Raw genomic sequence first — 13,870 nt, 5'->3', positions numbered from 1 at the left:
ACCCGCCGAGCTGGAGTCGTCGACGGCCGGGTGGGGACCACGTCCCCACCCGGCCGGTCGTTGCTCAGCTGTGCCGGGTCCGGCGGCGCGGACGCTCGCCGCCCTCGCCGCCCTCGCCGCCGCCCTGGCCGCCCTCGCCACGCTCCGGGCCACGGCTGCCGCGCTCGCGGTCCCGGTCGCCGCGGTCCCGCGGACCCCGGTCGCCGCGGTCCCGGCCGGCCGGACGCTCGCCACCGGCGGCCTCGCCCGCGGCCGGCGCCTCGGCGCCCTCCGGGCGGACCTTGTCCAGGTAGATCTTGCCGCGGGCGTCGATGTCCGCGATCTCCACCTCGACCCGGTCGCCGACGTTGAGGAAGTCCTCGACCTTCTCGACCCGCTTGCCGTCGCCCACCTTGGAGATGTGCAGCAGGCCGTCACGGCCCGGCAGCAGCGAGATGAAGGCGCCGAACGCGGCCGTCTTCACCACCGTGCCGAGGAACCGGTCGCCGACCTTCGGCAGCGTCGGGTTGGCGATCGCGTTGATCCGCTCCACCGCGGCCTGGGCCGACGGGCCGTTGGTCGCGCCGACGTAGATCGTGCCGTCGTCCTCGATGGAGATCTCGGCGCCGGTCTCGTCCTGGATGGCGTTGATGGTCTGCCCCTTCGGGCCGATCACCATGCCGATCTTGTCGACCGGGATCTTGACGGTGGTGACCCGCGGCGCGTAGTCCGACATCTCGGCCGGTGCCTCGATCGCCCGCTGCATCACGTCGAGGATGGTCTGCCGGGCCTCGTGCGCCTGCTGGAGCGCGGCGGCCAGCACGTCCGACGGGATGCCGTCGAGCTTGGTGTCGAGCTGCAGCGCGGTGACGAAGTCCCGGGTGCCGGCGACCTTGAAGTCCATGTCACCGAACGCGTCCTCGGCACCGAGGATGTCGGTCAGCGTCACGTACTGGGTCTTGCCCTCGACCTCGTCGGAGATGAGGCCCATGGCGATGCCGGCGACCGGCGCCTTCAGCGGCACACCGGCCGACAGCAGGCCCAGCGTCGAGGCGCAGACCGAACCCATCGAGGTGGAGCCGTTGGAGCCGAGCGCCTCGGAGACCTGCCGGATGGCGTACGGGAACTCCTCGCGCGCCGGCAGCACCGGGATCAGCGCCCGCTCGGCGAGGGCGCCGTGGCCGATCTCCCGCCGCTTCGGCGAACCGACCCGACCGGTCTCACCGGTCGAGTACGGCGGGAAGTTGTAGTTGTGCATGTAGCGCTTGGACTTGTCCGGGGAGAGGGTGTCCAGCGTCTGCTCCATGCGCAGCATGTTCAGCGTGGTGACGCCCAGGATCTGGGTCTCGCCCCGCTCGAACAGCGCCGAGCCGTGCACCCGCGGCAGCACGCCGACCTCGGCGGTCAGCGGACGGATGTCGCGCGGGCCGCGGCCGTCGATGCGGACCTGCTCGCGCAGCACCCGGTTGCGGACCTCGGACTTGGTCAGCGACCGGAACGCGGCGCTTAGCTCCTTCTCCCGGCCCTCGAAGCGCGGGCCGAGCTCCTCGGCGACCTTGGCCTTGACCCGGTCCAGGGCCTCCTCGCGGGCCGCCTTGCCGGCGATCTGGAGGGCCTCGGCGACGTCGGCGCGGGCCAGGTCGGCCACCGCCTGGTACGCGTCGTCCTGGTAGTCCAGGAAGACCGGGAACTCGACGACCGGCTTGGCGGAAACCTCGGCCAGCTCGCTCTGCGCCCGGCACAGCTCGCGGATGGCCGGCTTGGCGGCCTCCAGGCCGCTGGCGACGACCTCCTCGGTCGGGGCGGGCGCGCCGCCGGCGACCAGCTTCACGGTGTGCTCGGTGGCCTCGGCCTCGACCATCATGATCGCGACGTCGCCGTCGGCCAGTGCGCGGCCGGCCACCACCATGTCGAAGGTGGCCCGGGCCAGCTCCTCGTAGGTCGGGAAGGCGACCCACTGGCCGTCGACGTGCGCCATCCGGGTGGCCCCGATCGGGCCGGAGAACGGCAGGCCGGAGAGCTTGGTGGACATCGAGGCGGCGTTGATCGCCACGACGTCGTACGGGTGCTGCGGGTCGAGCGCGAGGACGGTCTCGACGACCTGGACCTCGTTGCGCAGGCCCTTGACGAACGACGGGCGCAGCGGCCGGTCGATCAGCCGGCAGGTGAGGATGGCGTCCTCGCTGGGGCGACCCTCGCGGCGGAAGAACGAGCCGGGGATCCGGCCCGCGGCGTACATCCGCTCCTCGACGTCGACGGTCAGCGGGAAGAAGTCGAACTGCTCCTTCGGCTGCTTGCCGGCGGTGGTGGCGGAGAGGACGACCGTCTCGCCCAGCTGGGCGACGACGGAGCCGGCGGCCTGGCGGGCCAGCCGACCGGTGGAGAAGGTGATCTCACGGGTGCCGAAGGACCCGTTGTCGATCACGGCGGTGCGGGATTCGGTGCCGAGGTTGGTCTCGGTCATGTGCTGTCGTGCTCCTTCGCGTCGTGGGCCCACGACATGGGGAGCTGCTCAGACGGCCGGTCTTCGATCGAAGCGCCCGGGTGGCCGGCATGATGCCGGGATTCCCGGGGGCCACTACCGGAGACCGGTACGCTGACCGGCTCCCTGTCGGGTGGTCGCGCGGCCCTGTTCTTCTGTGGTACCAGAACGGGGGAGCGGCCGAGTGGCCACTCCCCCGTCACATCATCGGCGCAGGCCGAGCCGCTCGATGAGCGACCGGTAGCGGTTGATGTCCTTCTTCTGGACGTAGTTGAGCAGCCGACGGCGCCGGCCGACCAGCAGCAGCAGCCCACGGCGGCTGTGGTGGTCGTGCTTGTGCACCTTCAGGTGCTCGGTGAGCTCGGCGATCCGCTTGGTGAGGACCGCGACCTGCACCTCCGGCGAACCGGTGTCGCCCTCGGCGGTCGCGTACTCCGTGCGGATCTTGGCCTTGGCTTCCTGGTCGAGCGCCATGTTCTCCCTGTTTCGATGGGTTGATCACTGATGTCCGTCGTCGGGGTCCGGAGGACCGGAGACGGACGAACCTCGCACCCGCGGCGTCGTGCAGGCACGCGAGGCCCCACGTCGGTCAGCCGACGTCTCCGCCAGCCTACCAGCCCGAGGGGGGACCGCCCGGCGAAGGGCCGCGACGCGGGGCGGCGAAACGCTCAGGCGACTGCGCGGCGGGTCCGCTCCACGTCCTCGGCGATCTGGGCGACCAGCGGCTCGATCGAGTCGTACGTGCGCTGTTCGCGCAGGTGCGCGACGAAGTCCAGGGCCAGCCGCTCGCCGTACAGGTCGCCGGTGAAGTCCAGCGCGTACGCCTCCACCCGGCGCTCCCGGCCGGAGAAGGTCGGGTTGGTGCCGATGGACACCGCCGCCGCGAGCGGCTCCCGCTGCCCCCGGCGCACCAGCCGGGCGGCGTACACCCCGTCGGCCGGGATCGCCGCGTAACGGTGGCAGAGCAGGTTGGCGGTGGGGTACCCCAGCTCACGTCCGCGCTGGTCGCCCCGGACCACCACGCCTTCCACCCGGTGCGGGCGGCCCAGCGCGGCGGCGGCCGCCACCACGTCGCCCGCGTCGACGCAGGAGCGGATGTACGTGGAGGAGAAGACCGTGCCGGCCTCGGCGACCAGCGGGGCGCCCTCCACGCCGAAGCCGAAGGTCCGGCCGAGCCGCTCCAGCAGGGCCACGTCACCGGCGGCCCGGTGCCCGAACCGGAAGTTCGCGCCGACCACGACCAGCGCGGCGTGCAGGTGCTCGACCAGGATGTCGTGCACGAACTCCTCGGCTGGCAGCCGGGAGAACTCCGGGGTGAACGGCACCACGCAGAGCACGTCGACGCCGAGCGCCTCGATCAGTTCCGCCTTGCGGGCCGGCTCGGTCAGCACGGCGGGGTGCGAACCGGGGCGGACCACTTCCGCCGGGTGCGGGTCGAAGGTCACCACCACCGACTTGACGCCCAACTCGCGGGCGCGCGCCACGGCGTGGCCGATGGTCGCCTGGTGCCCCTTGTGCACGCCGTCGAAGACGCCGATGGTGACGACCGACCGCCCCCAACCACCGGGCGCCGCCTCGTACCCCCGCCACCGCTGCATGCCGCTCCTCCCGTTGCAAGTCATGATGCGTATGTGAGCCCATGATCAGCTGTCCCTCCTTGCGGTGAGACGGTCCCGGTCTTGCCCGCCGGAGCGGTGCCGGGTTGACGCTTCACGGCCACCGGCCCGCCAGGGCGGGTCTTACGGTCGGCTCCACGTCCGTTTGACGACTCCCGGCCACTCCGGGCGTCGGTGACCTCGTGCGCGAGCGCGGCAAGGTTGCGTGCGGCGTTCACGTCCCGGTCCAGGACCAAACCGCAGGTGGTGCAGGTGTATGTGCGCTCGGACAGGGCCAGCTTGGCTTTCACAGTGCCGCAGCCTGAGCACGTCTTGGAGGATGGATACCAGCGGTCTGCCACCACGAGTCGGCCGCCGCTCCATTCAATCTTGTAGGCCAGTTGCCGTCGTAGTTCGGCGAAGCCGGCGTCGGCGACGTACCGAGCCAGCCGCCCGTTGCGCAGCAGCCCAGCCACGTTGAGGTCTTCCACCACGATGGTGCCGTACTCTCGGGCGAGTCGGGTGGTGAGCTTGTGTAGCCCGTCCCGACGCAGGTTCGCCACCCGGGCATGCGCGCCGGCTACCCGCGCTCGGGCCACCTCCCACCGATTCGATGGCTCGCGGCCGGTGCGCCGATCGGGGCCGGTGCGCCGGGACATGCGCCGCGCGAGACGTCGCATCCGGCGGGCCGCGCAGTCGACATGACAGGGGTTGGCGACCAACTCGCCCGTGGACAACACCGCGAGATGCTTCACGCCCACGTCCACCCCGACCGTTGCCTCTGGCCGCGCCGGCGTGCGCTGCGGGCGGTCGACCTCGACGCAGAAGGACACCTGCCACCGGCCACCGTCACGGCGTACCGTCGCCGACAGGATCCGCGCGGAGCCGGCATCCAAGCGACGGGCAAGCTTGCGGGCGGATTCGTGCAACTTGAGCCGGCCAAGCCGAGGCAGCACCACATGTTTGCGGTCCGGCTCAACGCGAATCGCTCCAGTGGTGAACCGCACCGACGGTGTCGACCGGCGGCGTGACTTGAACCGGGGAAACCCGACCGGCCGCCCGGCGCGTTTGCCGCAACGCGAGTCCGACCAGTTCCTCAACGCCCTGGTGAGGGCATCGAGGCCGGTGTTGAAAGCCTCCTTTGAGCACTCGGCCCACCATGGAGCCACATCGGATTTCGCCTGGTTCCATGCCTTGCGCAGGGCGGGAAGCGACCAGCCGACTGCCGGGGTGAGGTCCACTTCGCCGATACCGTAAGACCGTTCGGCGGTCCGCTGGTCCATGACCGTCTTCACCCGGGCCAACGACCAGTTGTAGGCCACCCGCGCCGCCCCCGCATGTGCGAGCACAGCTCGCTCCTGCACCGCAGTCAGGTCCAGGGCGTACCGGTACGCCTGCATGGTCTTCATCACGCCGGATTGGCTTCCGCGGCCCGGAAGGCCCGGTTAGCCGCCCCCCACCATGCGGCCAGAGTGGAGAGCTGCTGCCCCTTGGGATTGGATCGCTTCCCGGCATCAGGGCGGTCCGCCCTAGGGCGGGTTCGGTGAGCCGGATCGACCAGGACGAGTCGCCCCACCCGGCCGGCCGGGACCGGCAGCGGGCTCTCCCGAGGCCACCGGTACGCGCTCACGTGATGCACACCTTCCCGCTCAACTCACCGCTCAAGTTCAATGAGGCATTCATAACGCACCGACCCCCCGACCCGCACCGGTCGTCATGCGGGAGCGAGCACGATCTCCGCGCGGGCCCGCCCGTCCCGCTCGCTGACGATAGCGATCAAGCCGCCGTCCGGGCCGAAGACGGCGTACGGCTCGGTGATGCCGGCCGCGTCCAGCGGCCCGCCGTGGGACAGGATCCTCGCCTCGTCCGGCGTGGCGTCCCGGCGCGGGAAGTACCGCTCCGCGGCGGCGTCGAGCGGCAGGTTGACCACCTCCGGCGCGCGCTGCTCCAGCTCGTCGAGGGTGGCCGCCTCGGCCAGGGTGAAGCCGCCCACCGCGGTCCGCCGCAGCGCCGTCAGGTGGCCACCGACCCCCAGCGCCAGGCCCGCGTCCCGGGCGATGGCCCGGATGTACGTCCCGGACGAGCAGGTCACGTCCACGTCCACGTCCACCACGTCAGTCTGGTCCCGGCGGATCGAGCGGACGTCCAGCCGGGAGATGGTGACCCGGCGGGCCGGCAGCTCGACGCTCTCCCCCTCGCGGACCCGCTTGTACGCCCGCTGGCCGTTGATCTTGATGGCGCTGACCGCGCTCGGCACCTGGTCGATCTCGCCGGTCAGCGCGGCGAGCGCGGCGTGGACCGCCTCGTCGGTCACCGTGCCGGCCGGCGTCGTGGCGATCACGTCGCCCTCGGCGTCGTCGGTGACGGTGGCCTGGCCGAGCCGGATCGTCGCGGTGTAGCTCTTGCCGGCCCCGATCACGTAGGTGAGCAGCCGGGTGGCCCGGCCCACCCCGATCACCAGCACGCCGGTGGCCATCGGGTCGAGCGTGCCCCCGTGCCCCACCCGCCGGGTACGCGCCAACCGCCGGATCCGCGCCACCACGTCGTGCGACGTCATGCCGCCGGGCTTGTCGACCACGATCAAACCGTCTGTGCTCACGACCGCCAAGCCTGCCAGATTCCGGTCCCGGTCCGGGCGGGGGATACCACGCCGAGCGACAAGGTGTGACACTCAGGGACATCTCGCCCACTCTTAATCGGGAACCGCGATGTCCGATGATCGGCAGAACTCCGCACCGCACAACCCCGCCCCGGCGCCCGGCTACGGGGCCGGTCCGGGGACGGCACCGGCGTGGCTGCGCCAGCCGCCCGTCGACGCCGGTTCGAGCCGTGGCGACCGGCTGCGGAGCTGGCTGAGCCGGCACTCCGGCATGCTGCTGAGCGCCACGACGGTGCTGCTGCTGCTCGCCTTCGTCGGGGTGGTCGGCGTCGCCGTGCTGGTGTCGATGCCGCACGCGCGCGGGCGGCCGGTGGTGTTCCCGACGATCAGCCAGCCGGCCGGCGAGCAGGCCAGTACGTCCGCGTCGCCACCCGCAGCGGCCGGCCCGTTCGACGGCACGCCGGCCGCCGCGTTCCCGGAAGGGCAGGCGGGGATCGCCCTGACCGCCGCGAAGCGGAGCGGCCCGTTCACCGAGAAGCAGGTGGCGGCCGCGCTGGCGAAGGTCCGGACGGCCCTGGTGACCGCGCGGCTGGACCGCCGGTTCATGACCACAAACGACCCCGAGCCGTTGATCCGGCAGTTCGCCCGGGACGCCCGCGCCGACCTGCGCAAGGACTTCGGCTCCGGCACCTTCGCCGCGTACGCCACCCGGCTGGCGCCCGGCGCCCGGCTCACCGCCGACCAGCCCCGGGTGAAGGGTCGGATCAGCTACCGGGCCACCAAGGACGCCGACGGCATCCGGATCCTGGCGGTGACCACCAACTTCGTCTGGGCGTACGCCTTCCGCACCGGCAGCACCGTGCCGGGCGACGGATTGGTCGTGGTGCACGACACCGTCGTCTGGAGCGTGCCGCATCCCGACGACGTCGACCGCAGTTCGAACGGGCTGTGGATCGAGGACGCGAACTCCTACGCCACCAACATCGACTGCGCGGCCTTCGACAAGGGTCTGCTCGACCTGGGCGCGTCCAGCCACGGCGGTCCGGACGCTCCGGACCCGGACGCGGTCTTCGACCCGGACACGACGCTGGACCTCCCGGACACCTGCTGAGGCGTCCCGGAAACGGGGCGGCGGGACGGTCCCCCGGCGTGCGAAGATCACCCGCCCCCTCGCCTGCAAGACCGGGAACGGACGTGACCGCCCGCCCGCGGCGGCGGGTGGTGCCGCCGCGGCCCGCGCGATACGCCGGGAGGAGGGCCGCCAGCCTTTGGGCCCGGCGAGGACAGCTCGTGGTCCGCCCGACCGGAACATCCCTCTTCGCCGCCCAGGGCAGCGCGATGACTGCGCCGGTGCGATCATGCGGTGCCCCCGCCGCACCGTCCCTGGGAACCACGATGACCGACCACGGGCCGACCCCCGAATCGCCGCGCCACCCCGACCCGCCGAGCCACCCCGACCCGTGGACGGCACCGGCCGACGGGCTGGGGACGATCCCGGACTGGCTGCGCCACCCGCAGTTCGACGCCGAGCCGAGCCGCGCCGACCGCCGCCGGATCTGGCTGAGCCGGCACTCCGTCAAGCTGCTCGGCGGCGCGGCGGCGCTGCTGCTGCTCACCTTCTTCGGGCTCGTCGGCACGACCGGCTACCGGGCGCTTCAGCGGTGGGGCGAGCCGCCGGCGGCCCACCCGACGATCAGCCTGCCCACGGGCGAGCAGGCCAGTTCCTCGGCGTCGCCGCCCTCGGCCGCCGGCCCGTTCGACGGCACCCCGGCCGCCGCGTTCCCGGAGGGCGCGGCGGGGATCGCCCTGCCCGCGGCGAAGCCGACCGGCCCGTTCAGCAAGAAGCAGGTGGCGGCCGCGCTGGCGAAGGTCCGGACGGCTCTGGTGACGGCCCGGCTGGACCGCCGGTTCGCGACCACGAAGGACCCGGAGCCGTTCATCCGGCAGTTCGCCCCGGACGCCCGGGCCGACCTGCGCAAGGACTTCGCCTCTGACGTCTTCGCCACCTACGCCACCAAGCTGACGCCCGGGGCCCGGATGACCGGCGACCAGCTCCGGGCCAAAGGACGGATCAGCTACCGGGCCACGAAGGACGCCGGCGGCATCCGCATCCTGGAGGTCACCACCAACTTCGTCTGGGCCTACGCCTTCCGGACCAGCGGCACCGTGCCCGGGGACGGGGTGGTCGTGGTACACGACACCGTGGTGTGGAGCGTGCCGCACCCGGACGACGTGGACCGCAGCTCGAACGGCCTGTGGATCGAGGAGGCGAATTCGTTCGCCTCCAACATCGACTGTGCCGCGTTCGACAAGGGCCTGCTCGACCTGGGCACGCCCAGCTTCGGCGGCCCCGACGATCCGGACCCGGACGCGGTCTTCGACCCGGACAAGACGCTCGACCTGCCGGACACCTGCTGACCGCGCCTGGAAACCGGCTCGCCCGGTCGCCCCCGGTACGGCAGACCGCCCGCCGCAACCCTCGTTCCGCCCGGGAGTCCGACGACCAGGTCTGAACGAGCCGATGACCAGGCGGCCGGTGTCCGCTGGCGGTCAGCGGACCGCGCCGACCACCGCCCAGCCACTGGAGCGCACCCGCAGCAGCAGCGCCACCAACCGGAGCGCCACGAAGAGCGTCAGCCCGGCCCAGATCCCGCCGAGGCCGAGGTCCAGCCCGTAGGCGAGCCAGATCGCCGGCAGGAACCCGCCCAGCGCCGCCACGATGGTGAGGTTGCGCAGGTAGCGGACGTCTCCCGCGCCGATCAGCACCCCGTCGAGGGCGAAGACCACCCCGCCGATCGGCTGCAACGCCACGAACCACGGCCAGGCCACCAGGGCCTGCTCGCGTACCTGCGGGTCGGAGCTGAACCAGGACGGCACGACGCCGGCCCCGGCGGCGATCAGCAGCGCGAAGGCGACGCCGCAGGCGCCGCCGAGCAGCGCGATCCGCCGGGCGAGGGCGCGGGCGCCGGCCGCGTCGCCCGCACCGAGCGCCGCGCCGATCAGCGCCTGGGCGGCGATGGCGAGCGCGTCCAGCACCAGGGCGGTGAAGAACCAGAGCTGGAGGGCGATCTGGTGAGCGCCGACGGCGGCCGCGCCGAACCGGGCGGCGACGGCGGTGGCGGAGAGGAAGCTCGCCTGGAAGGCGACGCCCCGGATCAGCAGGTCCCGGCTGAGCACGAGTTGATGCCGGATCAGCCGCGGCCGGGGCCGCAGGGACACCCGCTCGCGCACCAGCGCCGCCGCGAAGAGACCGCCGGAGAGGGTCTGCGCGGCGGCGTTCGCCACCGCCGAGCCGGCCAGGCCGAGCCCGGCCGGGTAGACCAGCAGCGGGCAGAGCAGCGCGGAGAGCAGGTTGGGGGCGAGCACGAAGAGCAGCGGCCGTCGGGTGTCCTGGATGCCGCGCAGCCAGCCGTTGCCGGCGGCGGCGAGCAGCAGGCCGGGGGCGCCCAGCGCCGCGATCCGCAGCCACTGCGCGGCCGCGCCGGCCACGTCGCCGGCACCGCCGACGAGGGTACGCGCCAACGCCCCGCCGCCGATCTGCATGGCGAGCGCCACCAGCACCCCGACCGCCAGGGCGAGCCAGGACGCCTGCACGCCCTCGGCCACCGCGGCGGCCCGGTCGCCCGACCCGAACCGCCGGGCCGACCGCCCGGTGGTGCCGTACGCGACGACGGTGCCGAGCCAGGCGGTCAGGGTCATCACCGTGCCGCCGACGGCGAGCGCAGCCAGCGGAACCCGGCCCAGGTGCCCGACCACCGCCGTGTCGACCAGGACGTAGAGCGGCTCGGCGGCGAGCACCACGAGGGCGGGCAGGGCGAGCGCGGCGATCCGCCGCGGCGACGCGGCGTCGGACGCAGGCGAGGTGACAACGCTCTGACTCATCGCCGCCGATCCTGGCACGCCCCCCGTAAGGCCCGCAACCCCCACCATCACTTACCGCCCCACCCACCCCACCCCTGGCCCGCCCCACCCCGGGTCAGGGGGTGGGGAGGGAGGCGAGCCAGCGGCGGAGGTCGGTGGGGGTGCGGAGGCGGACCACCGGCAGGTCGGGGGCGAGCGACGCCGCCGTGGTGAGGACGCGCGGGCGGGAGTGGCGTGGGTAGCGCCAGACGTAGCGGAGGAACTCCAGGTCGACCTGCTCCGGACAGCCCTCGGGGAGGTCGGCCCGGGGCGTGGCGCGGTGGGCCCAGCGGCGGCGGAGCACCCGGGCGAGGCAGCGCAGCCGGGGCGGGTCGCAGCGCACCAGCAGGTCGGCGCGGGGCAGCCGGAGGTCGAGCGTGGCGCCGCAGTTGCCGTCCATCACCCAGGCCGGGCGGGCGGCGAACGCGGCGACGTCGGCGCGGAAGTCGGCGTCGTCGGCGGCGACCCAGCCGGGCCGCCAGTAGTGCCGGTCGAGGTGGATCAGCGGGAGGTCGAGCCGGCGGGCGACCTCGCGGGCCAGGGTGCTCTTGCCGGCGCCCGAGCTGCCGACGACGAGGATGCGACGCACCCGGTGACGGTAGCGCCGGAGGGCGGGCCCGGGGAGCCGGGGCGGCGGTGACGCCGGGGACGGAGCGACGTCGGCGACGTCACCGCCGGACGACGTACGTCACTGACGGGTGTCCATCGAGGTCTGCAGCGCGCGGCGCATCTGCTCGCGCGCCTCGTCGGTGGTCTCCGGCTGCGGCTTGCGGGTGGGCTTGGTCGCCATCTCCAGATCCCTTCCAGGGTGCTGACCACCGCGGCACGGTGGCCCTACGGGCGGTCGTGCTGAGCGCCCGGCAGCGGTCCGGGATCACCGGAGCGGCTCGCCTGGCAGCGTGAGCCCGGGTCGGTCCGACCCTGGAGGGAGGCGGCACCTGGTGTGGCGCCACCCGCCCACGACCTGCGTCGCGGCGCGGCGCCGGTCCTTACCCAAGCTATCGTTCAGGTCCACATACTGCCCAGGATTCCCGACATCTGGACGGATACCCGCGTCAGCGGGCCAGGAAGTGCCAGCCGAGCCACCACCAGAAGCCGAACAGCCCGATCCGCCCCACCGGCACCGGGCCGACCGCGTACCGCATCACGAACGCGCAGACGTCGCCGAGCGACGGCACCCGGGAGTCCTCCCGCCGGGACGCCCACTCCACGCCAGCGAAGAGCAGGATCGCGGTCAGGACGCCGCCGATGGCCAGCGCCCGCATCATCGCCGCACCAGCCCCCAGAACGCGGCCAGCCAGGCGAACCAGGCCGTGGAGCGGACCAGGTGGTCCTCCAGCAGCGGATCGGCCAGCCGGGAGAAGGTGGGGAAGTCGTCGCCCACCGAGAGCACGAAGGTCGCCCCCTCGAAGACCCCGAAGACGGTCACCGGCAGCAGCCACCAGACCGCCCCCGGGGTCAGCCGGCGGGGCGCGGGCCGCCGGGGCACCCGGTTGTTCAACCCGAGCCAGATCAGCGCGCCGCCGGTGCCGAGGGTGTAGAGGTTGGCCTGCGCGGAGAAGGACGGCAGTTGTCCGCCGACCAGGGAGAGGCAGATCAGCACCGGTACGGAGACGACGGGACGGTCCCAGGCTCGGGGCGCCTCGGCGGTGAGCTCTCGGGAGTGATCCATCATCCGATTGTCCCCACCCTCACGGAGCGCGGGAAGACCGCCACACCCCGGAGTCGACCCTGATCTCAGACCGCGAGCAACGCCCCGTCGAGCTCGGCCCGAATGCTGTCGACCACCTCGTCGACGCTGCCCCGACCGGTGAACCCGGCGGCGAACCGGTGACCACCGCCGCCCAACGCCACCGCCACCCGGCTCACATCCACCGCGCCCTTGCTCCGCAGCGACACCGCCCAGTCCCCGGCCGGCGTCTGCTTGACCACGCAGCTCACGTCCGCCTCGGCCGTGCAGCGCACCGAGTCGATCAGCGCCTCCAGCACGTACGGCGGCTGGTCGTGCCGCGCCAGGTCGTCCAGGGTCGCGTACGTCCAGACCAGGCCGCGCCCGCCGGCCGCGCCCGGCTCCAGCCGGGCCCGGCCGATCGCCTCGCCGAAGAGGCGGACGGCGCCGAACGGCCGGGTGTCGAAGATCCGTCGGGAGATGTCCCCCGGTCGGATGCCGGTGGCCAGCAGCCGTGCCGCCATCTCGTGCACGGCCGGGGTGGTCGCCTCGAAGCGGAACGAGCCGGTGTCCGTGCTCAGCGCGACGTAGAGGCACGCCGCGATGTCCGCGTCCAGCGGCACCCCGAGCCGGTCCAGCAGCCCCTCGGCGACCACCGAGGTCGCCGCCGCGTGCGGGTCCACCAGGTTGATGTCGCCGAACCGGGTGTTGGAGGCGTGGTGGTCGAGCACCAGCGACGCACCCGCCGACCCGAGCCGGCCCACCAGGTCACCGAGCCGCGACTCGCTCGCCGCGTCGAAGCAGATGACCAGATCCGGATCCGGGTAGGCGGCGTCCTGCGGCACCAGCAGGTCGAGCCCGGGCAGCCAGCGGAACGGCTCCGGCACCTCCGGCGGCCCGGGGAAGGTCGCCTGGAGCTGTCGTACGCCCAGCCGGCGCAGCCCCAGCCCGAAGCCGAGCATGCTGCCCAGCGCGTCCCCGTCCGGGTTGACGTGGCAGATCAGCAGCACCCGCGCGTCGGCGGGGAGTCGGCGTACCGCGGCGACCGCGGCCGCCCACTCGGCCCCGGTGGGCGCCTCGGGGGCGCCCGCGGCGGGGTCGGTCACGGGCGGTCGCCGCCGCGCGGCTCGTCCTCGGTCCCGGCGTTCTCGGTCTCGGCCTCGGCGTCCTCGACCTCGTCCTCGAGGCGGTACGGCTGCGGCTCGCCCGCGTACTTCGCGCTCGCGGCCAGCCGCTGCACCTCGGCGTCGGCGTTGCGGGCCGCGGCGAGCAGGTCGTCGATGTGCTTGACCTGGTCCTGCACGTCGTCCAGGACGAAGGTCAGGGTGGGCGAGTGCCGCAGCCCGAGGGCCTTCCCGACCGTGCTGCGCAGCAGACCCTTGGCGCTCTCCAACGCGGCGGCGGTGCTGGACTGGGCCGCCGCGTCGCCGAGCACGGTGTAGAACACCGTGGCGTCGCGCAGGTCGGCGGTGATCCGGGCGTCGGTGATGGTGATCATCCCGAGCCGGGGGTCCTTGATCTGGCTCCGCACCACCGACGCGACCAGTTCGCGGATGCGCTCCGCGTGCCGGCGTACCTTGGCCGGATCCGTCATCTCCCCCACCTCCAGGGCATCCTGCTCCCGGCCGGAGACGGCGGCGCGGGGC

At 73.3% G+C, this 13,870-nt stretch carries 13 protein-coding genes and 1 pseudogene; 2 read left to right on the top strand and 12 right to left on the bottom strand.

The genetic code is table 11. The annotated features are described in order from the left end of the window. Positions 1–64 precede the first annotated feature (64 nt). The 6 genes and pseudogenes from ACFOYX_RS23405 to truB all read right to left on the bottom strand — a co-directional run bounded on the left by ACFOYX_RS23405 (position 65) and on the right by truB (position 6,655). Entirely contained in the window at positions 65–2,443 is a 2,379-nt protein-coding gene (locus tag ACFOYX_RS23405; protein ID WP_322439258.1) for a polyribonucleotide nucleotidyltransferase, read from the bottom strand. A gap of 222 nt (positions 2,444–2,665) precedes the next feature. Continuing rightward, entirely contained in the window at positions 2,666–2,935 is a 270-nt protein-coding gene (gene rpsO / locus ACFOYX_RS23400) for a 30S ribosomal protein S15 (RefSeq protein WP_109804764.1), read from the bottom strand. 194 nt (positions 2,936–3,129) lie between these two features. Then, positions 3,130–4,059, bottom strand: a complete 930-nt coding sequence (locus ACFOYX_RS23395; protein ID WP_322439259.1) for a bifunctional riboflavin kinase/FAD synthetase — start codon at positions 4,057–4,059, stop codon at positions 3,130–3,132. Between the two features lie 20 nt (positions 4,060–4,079). Then, positions 4,080–5,465: an IS607 family element RNA-guided endonuclease TnpB gene (tnpB, locus tag ACFOYX_RS23390; RefSeq protein WP_322439260.1), complete on the bottom strand. Its 1,386-nt coding sequence runs from the start codon at positions 5,463–5,465 to the stop codon at positions 4,080–4,082. A 137-nt stretch (positions 5,466–5,602) separates the two neighbouring features. Then, positions 5,603–5,695: pseudogene (locus ACFOYX_RS23385) on the bottom strand (IS607 family transposase); the annotation flags it as partial. 75 nt (positions 5,696–5,770) lie between these two features. Then, positions 5,771–6,655, bottom strand: a complete 885-nt coding sequence (gene truB / locus ACFOYX_RS23380) for a tRNA pseudouridine(55) synthase TruB (protein ID WP_322439261.1) — start codon at positions 6,653–6,655, stop codon at positions 5,771–5,773. A gap of 109 nt (positions 6,656–6,764) precedes the next feature. On the opposite strand from truB, the gene ACFOYX_RS23375 reads away from it, so the two are divergent. After that, the gene (locus ACFOYX_RS23375; protein ID WP_322439262.1) at positions 6,765–7,766 is read left to right on the top strand and encodes a hypothetical protein; all 1,002 of its coding nucleotides are present in this window, start codon (positions 6,765–6,767) and stop codon (positions 7,764–7,766) included. 284 nt (positions 7,767–8,050) lie between these two features. After that, entirely contained in the window at positions 8,051–9,073 is a 1,023-nt protein-coding gene (locus ACFOYX_RS23370; RefSeq protein ID WP_322439263.1) for a hypothetical protein, read from the top strand. A 132-nt stretch (positions 9,074–9,205) separates the two neighbouring features. Here the strand turns inward: ACFOYX_RS23370 and ACFOYX_RS23365 are convergent, their stop codons facing one another. The 6 genes from ACFOYX_RS23365 to rbfA form a co-directional block, all read right to left on the bottom strand. After that, the gene (locus tag ACFOYX_RS23365) at positions 9,206–10,537 is read right to left on the bottom strand and encodes an MATE family efflux transporter (RefSeq protein ID WP_322439264.1); all 1,332 of its coding nucleotides are present in this window, start codon (positions 10,535–10,537) and stop codon (positions 9,206–9,208) included. A gap of 94 nt (positions 10,538–10,631) precedes the next feature. Continuing rightward, positions 10,632–11,144, bottom strand: coding sequence for an AAA family ATPase (locus ACFOYX_RS23360; RefSeq protein ID WP_322440728.1), 513 nt, complete (start codon positions 11,142–11,144; stop codon positions 10,632–10,634). A gap of 466 nt (positions 11,145–11,610) precedes the next feature. Next, the gene (locus ACFOYX_RS23355) at positions 11,611–11,820 is read right to left on the bottom strand and encodes a DUF6186 family protein (protein WP_322440818.1); all 210 of its coding nucleotides are present in this window, start codon (positions 11,818–11,820) and stop codon (positions 11,611–11,613) included. Beyond that, positions 11,820–12,227: a hypothetical protein gene (locus ACFOYX_RS23350; RefSeq protein ID WP_109805390.1), complete on the bottom strand. Its 408-nt coding sequence runs from the start codon at positions 12,225–12,227 to the stop codon at positions 11,820–11,822. Before ACFOYX_RS23350 ends, ACFOYX_RS23355 begins: the two co-directional genes overlap by 1 nt. A gap of 65 nt (positions 12,228–12,292) precedes the next feature. After that, entirely contained in the window at positions 12,293–13,330 is a 1,038-nt protein-coding gene (locus tag ACFOYX_RS23345) for a bifunctional oligoribonuclease/PAP phosphatase NrnA (RefSeq protein ID WP_109805386.1), read from the bottom strand. Continuing rightward, on the bottom strand, positions 13,327–13,818 hold the full coding sequence (rbfA, locus tag ACFOYX_RS23340; RefSeq protein WP_322440729.1) for a 30S ribosome-binding factor RbfA: 492 nt from the start codon (positions 13,816–13,818) through the stop codon (positions 13,327–13,329). Before rbfA ends, ACFOYX_RS23345 begins: the two co-directional genes overlap by 4 nt. Between the last annotated feature and the right edge of the window lie 52 nt (positions 13,819–13,870).

The sequence above is a fragment of the Micromonospora sp. GCM10011541 genome (assembly GCF_042650725.1).
Taxonomy (GTDB): Bacteria; Actinomycetota; Actinomycetes; order Mycobacteriales; family Micromonosporaceae; genus Micromonospora; species Micromonospora sicca.
Note: the sequence above shows the minus strand (reverse complement) of the source record. Positions and strands in the feature narration are given on the sequence as shown.

Coding starts and splice junctions, on each gene's coding strand:
- ACFOYX_RS23405 (WP_322439258.1), bottom strand. CDS start 2,443: ATGACCGAGACCAACCTCGGCACCGAATCCCGCACCGCCGTGATCGAC.
- rpsO (WP_109804764.1), bottom strand. CDS start 2,935: ATGGCGCTCGACCAGGAAGCCAAGGCCAAGATCCGCACGGAGTACGCG.
- ACFOYX_RS23395 (WP_322439259.1), bottom strand. CDS start 4,059: ATGCAGCGGTGGCGGGGGTACGAGGCGGCGCCCGGTGGTTGGGGGCGG.
- tnpB (WP_322439260.1), bottom strand. CDS start 5,465: ATGAAGACCATGCAGGCGTACCGGTACGCCCTGGACCTGACTGCGGTG.
- ACFOYX_RS23375 (WP_322439262.1), top strand. CDS start 6,765: ATGTCCGATGATCGGCAGAACTCCGCACCGCACAACCCCGCCCCGGCG.
- ACFOYX_RS23370 (WP_322439263.1), top strand. CDS start 8,051: ATGACCGACCACGGGCCGACCCCCGAATCGCCGCGCCACCCCGACCCG.
- ACFOYX_RS23365 (WP_322439264.1), bottom strand. CDS start 10,537: ATGAGTCAGAGCGTTGTCACCTCGCCTGCGTCCGACGCCGCGTCGCCG.
- ACFOYX_RS23355 (WP_322440818.1), bottom strand. CDS start 11,820: ATGCGGGCGCTGGCCATCGGCGGCGTCCTGACCGCGATCCTGCTCTTC.
- ACFOYX_RS23350 (WP_109805390.1), bottom strand. CDS start 12,227: ATGGATCACTCCCGAGAGCTCACCGCCGAGGCGCCCCGAGCCTGGGAC.
- rbfA (WP_322440729.1), bottom strand. CDS start 13,818: ATGACGGATCCGGCCAAGGTACGCCGGCACGCGGAGCGCATCCGCGAA.